The sequence below is a fragment of the Amycolatopsis sp. TRM77291 genome (assembly GCF_054166285.1).
This window is the reverse complement of sequence record NZ_JBSZHF010000001.1, coordinates 8,876,595-8,889,785: the sequence shown is the minus strand read 5'-3', so window position 1 is coordinate 8,889,785 and position 13,191 is coordinate 8,876,595. Positions and strand designations below refer to the sequence as shown.

The following is a 13,191-nucleotide window of genomic DNA, read 5'->3' as shown; positions in this document are numbered from 1 at the left end:
GGAAGGGGGCCTTCACGTACTTCAGGCGGTGGGCCTCGTGAGTGCCCCCGCGTGTTGCGAAAGCCACTTTCGCAACCTACAACGTTGCGAAAGTGGCTTTCGCAACACGCGGGGGCACTCACGAGGCCCACCGCCTGAAGTACGTGAAGGCCCCCTTCCTTGCGCCTAGCGCAGTGAAGGGGGCCTTCATGTACTTACGAAACGAAACTCAGTCGTCGTCGTTCGAGCCGAGGGCCGTCTTCGAGACCTGCATGAGGAACTCGATGTTGGTCTTCGTCTTGCGCAGACGCGAGATCAGCAGGTCGATGGCCTGCTGCGAGTCCAGCGCGTGCAGCACCCGGTGCAGCTTGTGGGTGACCGCGAGCTCGTCCGGCGAAAGCAGCAGGTCTTCCTTGCGGGTACCGGACGGGTTGATGTCCACCGCGGGGAACACGCGCCGCTCGGCGATCTTCCGGTCGAGCTTGAGGTCCGCGTTCGCGGTGCCCTTGAACTCTTCGAAGATGACCGTGTCACCGGTGGACCCGGTTTCGACCATCGTCGTGGCGAAGATCGTCAGCGAACCGCCGTTCTCGATGTTGCGCGCCGCGCCGAGGAACCGCTTCGGCGGGAACAGCGCCGTCGAGTCGACACCACCGGAGAGGATCCGGCCGGACGCCGGGGCCGCCAGGTTGTACGCGCGGCCCAGACGGGTGATCGAGTCGAGCAGCACGACGACGTCGTGGCCCATCTCGACCAGGCGCTTCGCCCGCTCGATGGCCAGCTCCGCGACCGAGGTGTGGTCGGACGGCGGGCGGTCGAAGGTCGAGGCGATGACCTCACCCTTCACCGACCGCTGCATGTCGGTGACCTCTTCCGGACGCTCGTCCACGAGCACGACCATCAGGTGGCACTCGGGGTTGTTCGTCGAGATCGCGTTCGCGATGTCCTGCATGATCGTCGTCTTGCCGGCCTTCGGCGGCGACACGATCAGGGCGCGCTGCCCCTTGCCCACCGGCATCACCAGGTCGATGACGCGGGTGGTGAGCTTGTGCGGCTCGGTCTCGAGGCGCAGCCGCTCGTTCGGGTACAGCGGCGTCAGCTTGGTGAACTCGGGACGACGCTTGGACTCGTCCGGGTCCAGGCCGTTGATCGAGTCGACGCGCACCAGCGGGTTGAACTTCTGCCGCTGCTGCTCGCCGTCACGCGGCTGGCGCACGACACCGGTGATGGCGTCACCGCGGCGCAGGCCGTACTTGCGGACCAGCGAAAGCGAGACGTACACGTCGTTCGGCCCGGCGAGGTAGCCCGAGGTACGCACGAACGCGTAGTTGTCGAGCACGTCCAGGATGCCCGCGACGGGCAGCAGGACGTCGTCCTCGCGGATCTCGGTGTCGGGCGAACCGCCCTGTTCACGGCCACCGCCGGAACCGCGGCGGCGACGGTCGCGGAAGCGACGGCCGCGACGGCCGCCTTCCTCGTCGTCGTCGCCCTGCGGGCCCTGGCCCTGGCCCTGGCGCTGGCTGTTGTCCTGGCCGCCGCCCTGCTGGTTGCGCTGACGGTTGTCCTGGCCACGGCCGTCGCGGTTGCCCTGACGGTTGCCGCCTTCGCCGCGGTCACCACGCTCGCGCTGGTCACCACGGTCACCACGCTCGCCGCGCTCGCGCTGTTCACCGCGCTCACGCTGCTGACCGCCCTGCTCGGGCGAGCCCGCGGCACGGTTGGAGCCGCGGCGACGACGGTTGCGGCCGCCCTCTTCCTGCTGCGGCTGGCCGTCCTGCTGGGTGTTCTCCTGCTGCGCGGGCCGCTCGGCGGCCGGCGCGGAGCCGTTCTCCGAGACCTTTTCGGTCTTCTCGGCCTTCTCGGCGCGAGGAGCCTCGGCCGGAGCCGTTTCGGCCTTCGGGGCCTCCTGCTTCGGGGCCTCCTGCTTGGGCGCTTCGGCCTTGGGGGCCTTACGCGGTGCATCGATCCCCTCGAGCGGAAGCGTTTCGCTCGCCGCGGCGGGGGTCTTGCGCTTGGTCTTGCCCTGGCGCTCGCGGATGGCCGCGATCAGATCGCCCTTGCGCATACCCGTGGTCTCGCCGATGCCAAGGTCCCCAGCGATCGAGCGCAGCTCGGCGACGGTCTTGCCGGTCAATCCGCCGACCGTGCGCTTGGGAGCGACGGCGCCGTTCGACTCGGCGGCGCCACCTTCGACGTCGCTCAAAAGATCGGTGTTGCTCACAAATGTCCTTCCTGACCGATCCACGCCTCCAGGTGGATCAGCGGACCGCCGCTCGCGTCCGATTGCGAAACGGCGTAATTGGCCCCCGATACGGGCGATCAGCTCCTCGGCCGTGTTGAACACAGCTAGAAGGCCTCCAGCACAGGGATTTGCGTCCTCCAAACGGAGGAAGCGGAATTCGGCACCGCCGGAACCGGGAACCCGCCTGCGTCCATCCGCTACTCCCCGCTTGCCAGGCGGTGTACGGAACTGGCGGATCAACGAAGGATGCGGGCCAAGGATGACACTGGTCACCTGGACCGGCACCGGGTGCGGAAACGCACGGTGATCGAACGCCCCCGAGGGTAGACCGCGCCACGGCCGGGTGCAACAACCACCCCCCGCGTGGCGGGGCGAGGCTCTCGCATGTGACCGAGGCTTTACTGAGCCGCAACCTGAACGCCGCCCGGATCGATCGGCAGCTCGGTGACGTCGAAAGACGTAAGGTCGACGCCCGCCGGGAGTATTCCGCCGGTGGTCAGCGCGAGCACGGTCGGACCGGCTCCGGAGATGGCCGCGGCCACTCCTTCGGCCCTCAGCGCGCGCACCAGTTCGCTGCTCGCCGGGTACGCGGGCGCCCGGTAGTGCTGATGGAGCCGATCTTCGGTCGCGGAGAGCAACAGGTCCGGGCGCGAGGTGAGCGCGTGGACCGCGAGCGCCGCGCGGCCGGCCGTGAACGCCGCGTCGGCGTGCGGGACCTGGGCGGGAAGCAGCCCGCGCGTGGCGTCGGTCGAGGACCGCAGCGCCGGGACGGCGACCACGGGCCGGATGTCGTGATGCGGCTGGAGCCGTTCGGCGCGGAACCGCTCGCCCTCGGTCCAGGCGACCACGAAGCCGCCCAGCAGGCTCGCCGCGGCGTTGTCGGCGTGTCCCTCGAACCCGGCGGCCAGCTGCAGCGCGTCGTCGTCCAGGGCCTTCTCAGCCAGCGCGTACGCCGCCGCGACACCGGTCACGACGGCGGCCGCGGACGAGCCGAGGCCGCGAGCGTGCGGGATGGCGTTGAAGCAGCGCAGGTGCAGGCCCGGCGGGCGGAGGCCGAGGTGCTCGCAAGCCCGCCGGAAAGCGCGGACGACCAGGTGCGACTCGTCGGTCGGGACGTCGTCCACGCCGCCCGCGCCGACGTCGATCACCTCGATCTTGAGGCCGGCGTCGGTGATCCGGAGTTCGACCCGGTCGTACAACGCCAGCGCGAGGCCGAGCGAGTCGAATCCCGGGCCGAGGTTCGCCGACGACGCCGGGACCTTGACCTCGATCAGCGTCATCGCAGGTCCAGCGCGGCGGCGACGGCGGTCGGGTCGACGGCGAGCGGCTCGACCTCGACGTTGCCCTCCAAGGCGGTGGCCGGATCCTTCAGACCGTGTCCGGTGACGGTGCACACGACGGTCGACCCCTTCGGCAGGCGCCCGTCGGCGGCCGTGGCGAGCAGGCCCGCGACGCTGGTCGCCGAAGCGGGCTCGACGAACACGCCTTCCTTGCGGGCGAGCAGCCGGTACGCCTCGAGGATCTTCTCGTCGGTGATCGCCTCGAACAGGCCGGCGGACGCGTTCTTCGCCTTCATGGCGCCGTCCCAGGACGCGGGGCTGCCGATGCGGATCGCGGTCGCGATGGTGTCGGGATCGGCCACCGGCTCGCCGTGCACGAGAGGCGCGGCACCGGCCGCCTGGAAGCCGAACATCCGCGGGGTGTTCTTCACCACACCGTCGCCCGCGTACTCGGAATACCCGGCCCAGTAGGCGGTGATGTTGCCCGCGTTGCCGACCGGCAGGCAGTGGATGTCCGGGGCCCGGCCGAGGACGTCGCAGATCTCGAACGCGGCCGACTTCTGGCCGGCGATGCGCACCGGGTTGACCGAGTTGACCAAGGTCACCGGGTAGTCGATCGCGGTCTTCTGCGCGAGTTCGAGGCAGTCGTCGAAGTTGCCGTCCACCTGCAGGATCCGCGCGCCGTGCAGGACGGCCTGGGCGAGTTTGCCCATCGCGATCTTGCCCTGCGGGACGAGCACCGCGCAGGTGAGCCCTGCGCGGGCGGCGTAGGCAGCGGCCGACGCCGAGGTGTTGCCGGTGGAGGCGCAGATGACGGCCTGCAGCCCGCTGGCGAGCGCGTGCGTGATGGCCACGGTCATCCCGCGGTCCTTGAACGACCCGGTCGGGTTCGCGCCTTCGACCTTGAGGTGGACCTCGCAGCCGGTCAGTTCCGAGAGGTGCGGGGCGGGCAGCAGCGGCGTGTTGCCTTCGCCGAGCGTGATCACCTTCGCGCCGGAGGGGACCGGGATCCGGTCCGGATAAGCCTGGATGATCCCCGGCCACGGTTGGGAAATCACTGGTCTTCGCCTTCCACCCGCATCACACTGACGACCTGGTTCACCACATCGAGTTCGGCAATGTCGTCCACAGTGGACCGCAATGCCGCGTCCGGCGCCAGGTGGGTGACCACGACCAGGCTGGCCGTGTCGTTCGCGTCGCGCTGCCGCACCGCGGCGATGCTGACGCCGTGCCCGGCGAACGCCTGGGCCACCTGGGCGAGGACGCCCGCCCGATCGGCCACGTCGAGACTGACGTGGTACCGCGTCGGCGTCTGGCCCATCGGCCTGACCGGGAGCGCGGCGTGCGCGGATTCGCGCGGGCCACGGCCGCCGACGACCCGGTTCCGAGCCACCGCGACGAGGTCGCCGAGCACGGCACTCGCGGTCGGCGCGCCACCGGCGCCCTGACCGTAGAACATGAGCTCACCGGCCGCGTCGGCCTCGACGTAGACGGCGTTGTACGCGCCGCCGACGCCGGCGAGCTGGTGGTTGCGCGGGATCATCACCGGATGCACGCGCGCCGAAACGGATTCGGTGCCGTCGTCGGCGGTGACGCGTTCGCAGATGGCGAGCAGTTTCACCGTACGGCCCAGCACGTTCGCCGCGGCGAGGTCCGACGCGGTGACGTCGGCGATGCCCTCGCGGTGCACGTCGGACGCGGTCACCCGGGTGTGGAACGCGAGCGACGCGAGGATCGCGGCCTTGGACGCCGCGTCGTAACCGTCGACGTCGGCCGTCGGGTCGGCCTCCGCGTAGCCGAGCCTGCTGGCCTCTTCCAGCGTTTCCGCGTAACCGGCGCCGGTGGAGTCCATCGCGGAGAGGATGTAGTTGGTGGTGCCGTTGACGATGCCCATCACGCGGGTGATGCGGTCACCGGCCAGCGATTCGCGCAGCGGGCGCAGCAACGGGATCGCCCCGGCCACGGCCGCCTCGAAGTACAGGTCGACGCCCGCCGCGTCGGCGGCCTCGAACAGCTCCGCGGAATGCTCGGCGAGCAGCGCTTTGTTCGCCGTGACAACGGATTTCCCGGCCTTGAGCGCGTCGAGCAGCCACTCCCGCACCGGCTCGATACCGCCGACCAGCTCTACGACGACGTCGACGTCCGGGGAGGTGACGAGCTTCGTCACGTCGGAGGTGACCAGTTCCGGCGGCAGCTCGGGGTGCTTGTCGGGGCGTCGCACCGCGATCCCGGCCAGCTCCACCCTGGCGCCCGCCCTCGCCGCGAGTTCCCCGGCCTGCTCGGTGAGCAGCCGGACGACCTCGCCGCCGACGGTCCCGCAGCCCAGCAGGGCGACCCTGATCACGCGTTCGTCCACAGTAGACACTTGCTAGACCTCCAGGCGCAGCATGTCGTCCGTCGTCTCCCGCCGCAGCAGCACGCGGGCGCTGCCGTTGCGCACGGCCACCACCGCGGGCCGCGGCTGCCGGTTGTACCCGCTGGCCATCGAGTAGCAATACGCCCCGGTGGCCGCCACGGCGAGCAGGTCGCCGGGAGCAAGGGTGTCCGGGAGCCAGCAGTCACGGACGACGATGTCGCCGGACTCACAGTGTTTTCCCACGACCCGGGACAGCGCGGCGGCGGCCTGGCCGTCCCCGTCGTCGTCCGCGGACCGGGATACGAGACGGCAGTCGTACACCGCGTCGTAGAGCGCGGTGCGGATGTTGTCGCTCATACCGCCGTCGACACTGACGTAGCGGCGGGCGGCCTTGTCGCCGAGCGAGACGTCCTTGATGGTGCCGACCTCGTACAGCGTGATCGTGCCGGGGCCGGCGATGGCGCGGCCCGGCTCGCCGGCGATCTTCGGCACCGGAAGGCCCGCGTACTCGCATTCCTTGCGGACGATCTCGCGGATCTGCGTGATCATCTGCGCGGGCGGGGGCGGGTTGTCCTTGTCGGTGTAGGCGATACCGAAACCACCGCCGAGGTCGACGATCGACAGCTGGTCGAGCAGGTCGGTGCCGTGCTCCTTGGCGAGTTCGGCCAGCAGGCCGACCACGCGGCGGGCGGCGACCTCGAAACCGTCGGCGTCGAAGATCTGCGAACCGATGTGGCTGTGCAGGCCGATCAGCTTCAGCGACGGCGCGTTGAGCACGCGGCGCACGGCCTCGGCCGCGTCACCGGAAGCCAGCGAGAAACCGAACTTCTGGTCCTCGTGCGCGGTCGCGATGAACTCGTGGGTGTGCGCCTCGACGCCGACGGTCACCCGGATGAGGACGTTCTGCACGACGTCGTGCCGGGCGGCGACGTCGGCCAGCCGCGCGATCTCGTAGTAGGAGTCGACCACGACCGTGCCGACGCCCGCTTCGACGGCGGCTTCCAGCTCGGGCAGCGACTTGTTGTTGCCGTGGAAGGTGATCCGCTCCGCCGGGAAGTCCGCGCGCTGCGCCACGGCGAGCTCGCCGCCGCTGCAGACGTCCAGGCTCAGCCCCTGCTCGGCCACCCAGCGGGCGATCTCGATGGAGAGGAAGGCCTTGGACGCGTAGTGCACGAGCGCCGGGTCGTCGAACGCCTCGGCGTAGTCGGCGCAGCGGGACTTGAAGTCGGCCTCGTCGACGACGAACAGCGGCGTGCCGTACTTCTCGGCGAGCTCGCGGACGTCGACACCGGCGATGCGGACGACGCCGTCACCGCCGCGGAAAGTGTTGCGGGGCCAGACTTTCGGGTACAGCCTGTCGAGTTCTTCGGGACTCGATGGCGGGAAACCGGAGGCGTCGGCGTGGGGGTAGACGTCGGCGTGGCGGGGGCCCGCGGGGTGAGCCATTCTGGGTTACATCCGTTCCGGAGCAGAGACACCGAGCACGTTGAGGCCGTTCGCCAGCACCTGGCGGGCGGCCTGGCACAGCGCGAGCCGGGCGAACGTGAGGGGGGTGGCCTCCTCGTCGCCCTGGGGAAGAACACGGCCCACGGTGTAGAACTTGTGGTACGCGCCGGCGAGTTCTTCGAGGTACCGGGCGACGCGGTGCGGTTCGCGCAGCTGTGCGGCCCGGCGGAGGACGGTCGGGAATTCGCCGATCGTGCGGATCAGATCGCCCTCGGCCGGCAGCGTAAGCAGGCCGAAGTCCACTTCGCCATCGGATTTCAGGCCGAGGTCGGTAGCGTTGCGCTGCAACGAGGCCAGCCGCGCGTGGGCGTACTGGACGTAGTAGACCGGGTTGTCGTTGGAGTGCTTGCGAAGCAGATCCAGGTCGATGTCCAAAGTGGAATCGACGGAGTAGCGGATCAGCTCGTAGCGGGCCGCGTCGACGCCGACGGTGCCGACCAGGTCCTCCATGGTGATCACGGTGCCCGCGCGCTTGCTCATCCGGACCGGCTTGCCCTCGGAGACCAGGTTGACCATCTGGCCGATCAGCACCTCGACCACGGCCGGGTCGTCGCCGAAGGCGGCCGCGGCGGCCTTGAGCCGGGCGATGTAGCCGTGGTGGTCCGCGCCGAGCATGTAGATACAGAGGTCGAAGCCGCGTTTGCGCTTGTCCTGGAAGTAGGCGAGGTCGCCGGCGATGTAGGCCGGGTTGCCGTCCTTCTTGATGACGACGCGGTCCTTGTCGTCGCCGTGCTCCTTGGACTTGAGCCACCAGGCGCCGTCCTCGAAGTACAGGTTCCCGGAGTCCTTCAGCTGCTGGACCGAGGACGCCACGGCGCCGGACTCGTGCAGCGAGTTCTCGTGGAAGTAGACGTCGAAATCGGTGCCGAAATCGTGCAGGCTCTGCTTGATCTCGGTGAACATCAGCTCGATGCCCACCCGGCGGAAGGTCTCGGCCCGCTCGTCTTCGGGCAGCGAGAGCGCGCTCGGCTCCTGGCGGATGACCTCGGCGGCGATGTCGTTGATGTAGCCGCCCGCGTAGCCGTCCTCGGGGGCGGGCTCGCCCTTGGCGGCGGCGATCAGGGACCGGACGAAGCGGTCGATCTGCGCGCCGTGGTCGTTGAAGTAGTACTCGCGGGTGACCTGGCCGCCCTGCGCGGACAGCACGCGGCCCAGCGCGTCACCGACCGCGGCCCAGCGGGTGCCGCCGAGGTGGATGGGGCCGGTCGGGTTCGCCGAGACGAACTCGAGGTTGATCTTGACGCCCGCCAGCGCGTCGCCGAGGCCGTACTTCTCACCGGCGTCGAGCACCTGCTGGACGATCTGGCCCTGCGCGTCGGCGGCGAGCCGCAGGTTGAGGAAGCCCGGACCGGCGACCTCGGCCGAGTCGATGCCGTCGGTGGCCGAGAGCGCCTCGGCCAGCGCGTCGGCGAAGTCGCGGGGCTTCATCCCCGCCTTCTTGGCCACCTGCAGCGCCAGGTTGGTCGCGTAATCGCCGTGCTCGGGGTTGCGGGGACGTTCGATCGTCACCTTCTCCGGCAGCACGGAATCGTCGAGGCCGCGCGCGGTGAGAACCTGCACGGCGGAGTTACGGACCAGGTCGGCGAGAGCTGCGGGAGTCACTCGCGGAATTCTAGGTGTGACCTGGTCCGGGCTTCGCAGCGACCGCCGGAAGGTGTGAGCCAAGCCGGTGATCTTCCGGCTGTTCACGGTGATCAGACGCGCGGTCTCTACACTGGCCCGCGCAGGGACCACCCCCTTTGGAGAACGCAGGAGCCATGGCTAACGGGACAACCAGAAAAAAGGGCGCGTCGTCGAAGAACGCCATGAAGGCCGCCCGTAGTTCCGTCGTGTCCAAGAAGGGCACGCCCTGGGGCACGATCATCGCCGTCGTCGCGATCGTCGCCCTGGCGGCCTCGGTGGTCACCTATTACATGGTCGCTTCCGCGCCGAAGCGCGACCAGAAGACCCGCGAAGAGGCCGCGGCCGCCTTCGCGCCCTCGCAGCAGGACCCGGACCCCTCCAAGCGGATCGCCGGCGTGACCACGGCCACCTACGAAGGCTCCGTGCACGTCTCGGCCGCCGAGCGTGTCGCGTACGACAAGACCCCGCCCTTCGGCGGTCCGCACGACCAGGCCTGGGCCGCGTGCAACGGCGTCGTGTACGAGAAGGCCGTCCGCAACGAGAACATGGTCCACGGTCTCGAGCACGGCGCGGTCTGGATCGCCTACAACCCGGCGCAGATCACCGGCGAGGCGCTGGACCTGCTGAAGGTGCGTGTCGAGGGCAAGCCGTACATGGTGATGTCGCCGTACCCGAACCTGGACAAGCCGATCTCCGTGCAGTCCTGGGGCCACCAGCTGAAGCTGGACTCCGCCTCCGACGAGCGGATCGACCAGTTCGTCGCCGCCCTGCGCACCAACCCGTTCGGCGCGTACCCCGAGCGTGACGCCACCTGCGACGCGCAGATCGAGCCGGGCGACTTCGACCCGACGCCGCCGGGTCCGGACGCGAAGCCGATGGACTACAAGGGCACCGCGGGCACACAGCAGGACCAGCCCGGCACCGGCCAGAGCGGCGTGCCGTCCGTGCCCGCCACCCAGCCCTCGGCGCCCGCGAGCAACTAGTGAGCCAAGTGGACCCCGATCTCCAGACCGTCGACGACGTTTCGCGGTCGGCCAAGAGCCGATGGCTGGTGATCGGGGCCGCCCTGGTCGTCATGCTGATCCTCGGCTTCGGCCTCGGCGCGCTGACGACCAGGCTGATCGACTCCGAACCCGAGCGGACGACGCCGGGCGCGGGCTCGGTCGAGGTCGGCTTCGCGCAGGACATGTCGGTGCACCACCTCCAGGCCGTCACCATGGCGGGCTGGGCGCGGGACCACACGACCGATCCGGCGATCAAGACCCTCGCGTTCGACATCGAGCGCACGCAGACCGGCCAGGTGGGGCGGATGAAGGGCTGGCTGGGCCTGTGGGGCCAGCCCGAGCAGACGACCGGCGCCTACATGACCTGGATGACCGAGCCGTCCGGCCACGGCGGGCACGGTGGCGGCGACATGAAGCCGTCGAACGGCGCGCCGATGCCCGGGATGGCGACGTCGGCCGAACTGGCCAAACTGCGGTCGCTGACCGGCAAGGAGATGGACGTCTTCTTCCTCCAGCTGATGCTGCGGCACCACGAGGGCGGGACGGCGATGGCCCAGTACGGCCACGACCACACGTCGATCGCGGACGTGAAGTCACTGACGCAGAGCATGCTGGTCTCGCAGGGGGCCGAGGTCACGCTGATGAAGGGCCTCCTTCAGGAACGCGGTGCGGCACCCCTTCCCGCGTGACACCTCCTTATGCGTTTCGTCCTCTAAGTGCGGTAGTTCGCTTTGCCAACTACCGCGCTTAGAGGACGAAACGCGTATGGGGCAGGCGCCCGGCCGAGGCGGGGTGTATGGAAATAGAGACGTTGAGTGTCCCTATCCCCGCACAGCGCATACGCAGCGTGAGCGGCTTCGGCGGCGAGGAACTCCTCCTGACGCAATTCGTCCTCTGGATGCGGTGGTTGGTGATGCGAACTACCGCATTTAGAGGACGAAACGCGTCAGGAGGGGGTCACCAGGAGAGTTCCCGGCAGCGTTGAGCACATTGGGGCACTTCTATCTGCAGGGTCGCGTGCTCGATGGAGTAGCGGTCCGCCAGGAGGTTCTGCGCCTCGGTCAGCACCTCGGCCTGCTCCACGGTCGGCGCGATGGTGAGGTGCGCCGAAGCGACCTCCATCCCCGAGGTCAGCGTCCAGACGTGCAGGTCGTGGACGTCCTCGACGCCCTTCAGCTCGCCGAGTTCGGCCTGGATCCCGGCGACGTCGACGCCCTTCGGCGCGTGCTGGAACAGGATCCGCAGCGCGCGGCGGGCGAGGGCGTAGGTGCGGGGCAGGACGAACAGGCCGATCGCGACACCGATGATCGGGTCGGCGTAGCGCCAGCCGGTCAGCAGCGTGATCGCGCCGCTCAGCAGCACACCCACGGAACCGATGAGGTCGGCGAGGACTTCGAGGTACGCGCCGCGGACGTTGATGCTCTCCTCAGCGCCCTTGCGCAGGATCAGGAACGAGACGATGTTCGCGACGAGACCGGCGGCCGCGGCCAGCAGGACGGGCAGGCCGGGCACGGCGGGCGGGTCGCTGATCCGGCCGATGGCCTCGACCAGGACGTAACCCGCGACGCCGAACAGCAGGATGGCGTTGGCCAGGGCCGCGAGCACTTCGGCCCGGTAGAACCCGAACGTGCGGGTCAGCGTCGGGCCGCTGCGCCGGGCGAGCAGGATGGCCGCCAGCGCCATGCCGACACCGAGGACATCGGTGAACATGTGCGCGGCGTCGGAGATCAGCGCGAGCGAGCCGGTGGCGAACCCGACGACGAACTCCATGACCATGAAGCCGGCGCCGATGACCAGCGCGATCGTCAGGCTCTTGAGGTAGCGGCCTGACGCGCTCGACGGCGAGGCCGTTCCATGCCCGTGCCCGTGACCCATTGCTCCGCCTCTCGTGAAGTCGACAGGCCGAATATATTGTCACATGCGCATATGTGCAATACAGGTGAGCCTAAGTTCACCATGTCCTAAGCCACACAAGGAAGCCATCCCCCAGGAGGGCCTTCCCGAAACCTGGAATCGCCACGCACCGCTACCGAAGCGAGCGGAAGAACCCCCGCAGCTGGCCGACGAAGACGTCCGGCCGCTCGAAGGCGGCGAAGTGGCCGCCCGCGGGCAGCACCTCGTACCAGCGGAGATCGGTGTAGCGCAGCTCCGCCCAGCGCCGCGACGGCCGGATGATCTCGCGCGGGAAGATCGAGATACCCGAAGGAACTTCAACGACCGAGACGTCCCGCGCCCTGCTCTCCCAGTAGATCCGCGCCGACGAAGCCGCCGTCGCGGTGAACCAGTAGACGGAGATCGCGTCGATCATCTGCCGCCACGACAGCGCGGTCTCCGGCGAACCGTCGTTGTCGGTCCACTCCCGGAACTTCTCCGCGATCCACGCCGCCTGCGCGGCCGGCGAATCGGTGAGGCCGTAGCCGAGCGTTTGCGGCCTCGTGGCCTGCTGCCGCGAGTACGCGGACCCGGCCTCGCGGAACCGCGCCAGGTCACTGAGTGCCGCCTTCTCCTCGGCCGTCGGCTCACCGAGGACGGCCTCGTCGTACGGGACACCCGCCATGTTCACGTGGACGCCGATCAGCCGCTCCGGCGCGACCTTGGCGAGCATGTTCGTCACCCCCGCGCCCCAGTCGCCGCCCTGCGCGACGTAACGCTCGTAGCCGAGCTGGCCCATCAGCTCGTCCCAGGCCCGGGCGATGCGCTCGACGTTCCATCCCGTCGACGACGGCTTGTCACTCCAGCCGAACCCCGGCAGCGACGGCGCCACGACGTGGAACGCGTCCGCCGGATCACCTCCGTGCGCGGCGGGGTCGGCCAGCGGCCCGAGCACGTCGAGGAACTCCACGACCGATCCCGGCCAGCCGTGCGTGAGCACGAGCGGCGTCGCGTCCGGCTCCGGCGAGCGAACGTGGAGGAAGTGGATCCCCACACCGTCCACAGTGGTCTTGAAACCCGGGAAAGCGTTGACACGATCGGCCAAACCGAAGTCGTAGTCCTCCGCCCAGTACCGGCAGAGCTCCCGCGCGAACTCCAGCGGAACCCCCTGCTCCCAGCCGTCCACGGTGGCCGGCTCGGGCCAGCGCGTGGCGCGCAGCCGGGTGCGCAGGTCGGCGATGGCGGATTCGGCGATCCGCACCTCGAACTGCTCGATCATCGGGCCTCCCGGTTCGTCGATGACACCGAAGTTACGCCGTGCGGCCGGAT

10 protein-coding genes are annotated in these 13,191 nt (G+C 69.4%); 2 read left to right on the top strand and 8 right to left on the bottom strand.

Annotated features, from left to right (window positions below):
- Positions 1–208: 208 nt before the first annotated feature.
- The 6 genes from rho to argS all read right to left on the bottom strand — a co-directional run bounded on the left by rho (position 209) and on the right by argS (position 8,965).
- Positions 209–2,200, bottom strand: a complete 1,992-nt coding sequence (gene rho / locus ACXIZN_RS41785; protein ID WP_457960249.1) for a transcription termination factor Rho — start codon at positions 2,198–2,200, stop codon at positions 209–211.
- 419 nt (positions 2,201–2,619) lie between these two features.
- A complete protein-coding gene (gene thrB / locus ACXIZN_RS41780; protein ID WP_457960248.1) occupies positions 2,620–3,501 on the bottom strand; it encodes a homoserine kinase in 882 nt (293 codons plus the stop codon).
- Complete coding sequence (thrC, locus tag ACXIZN_RS41775) at positions 3,498–4,559, bottom strand: threonine synthase (RefSeq protein WP_126732636.1); 1,062 nt, start codon at positions 4,557–4,559, stop codon at positions 3,498–3,500. The genes thrB and thrC overlap by 4 nt, the downstream gene beginning before the upstream one ends.
- A complete protein-coding gene (locus ACXIZN_RS41770) occupies positions 4,556–5,866 on the bottom strand; it encodes a homoserine dehydrogenase (protein WP_378438368.1) in 1,311 nt (436 codons plus the stop codon). The genes thrC and ACXIZN_RS41770 overlap by 4 nt, the downstream gene beginning before the upstream one ends.
- Positions 5,867–5,869: 3 nt before the next feature.
- Complete coding sequence (gene lysA, locus ACXIZN_RS41765) at positions 5,870–7,303, bottom strand: diaminopimelate decarboxylase (protein WP_192743244.1); 1,434 nt, start codon at positions 7,301–7,303, stop codon at positions 5,870–5,872.
- A gap of 6 nt (positions 7,304–7,309) precedes the next feature.
- Positions 7,310–8,965 carry an arginine--tRNA ligase gene (gene argS, locus ACXIZN_RS41760; protein WP_457960247.1) on the bottom strand — a complete coding sequence of 552 codons (1,656 nt, stop codon included), beginning with the start codon at positions 8,963–8,965 and terminating at the stop codon, positions 7,310–7,312.
- Between the two features lie 203 nt (positions 8,966–9,168).
- On the opposite strand from argS, the gene ACXIZN_RS41755 reads away from it, so the two are divergent.
- Together ACXIZN_RS41755 and ACXIZN_RS41750 are read left to right on the top strand one after the other, a co-directional pair.
- Positions 9,169–9,969 (top strand): DUF3105 domain-containing protein, encoded by an 801-nt coding sequence (locus tag ACXIZN_RS41755; RefSeq protein WP_457960735.1) that lies wholly within the window; start codon positions 9,169–9,171, stop codon positions 9,967–9,969.
- An 8-nt stretch (positions 9,970–9,977) separates the two neighbouring features.
- Entirely contained in the window at positions 9,978–10,679 is a 702-nt protein-coding gene (locus ACXIZN_RS41750; protein ID WP_457960734.1) for a DUF305 domain-containing protein, read from the top strand.
- 268 nt (positions 10,680–10,947) lie between these two features.
- Here the strand turns inward: ACXIZN_RS41750 and ACXIZN_RS41745 are convergent, their stop codons facing one another.
- Together ACXIZN_RS41745 and ACXIZN_RS41740 are read right to left on the bottom strand one after the other, a co-directional pair.
- Positions 10,948–11,865, bottom strand: coding sequence for a cation diffusion facilitator family transporter (locus ACXIZN_RS41745; protein WP_457960246.1), 918 nt, complete (start codon positions 11,863–11,865; stop codon positions 10,948–10,950).
- A gap of 151 nt (positions 11,866–12,016) precedes the next feature.
- A complete protein-coding gene (locus ACXIZN_RS41740) occupies positions 12,017–13,141 on the bottom strand; it encodes an epoxide hydrolase family protein (RefSeq protein WP_457960245.1) in 1,125 nt (374 codons plus the stop codon).
- Positions 13,142–13,191 lie beyond the last annotated feature (50 nt).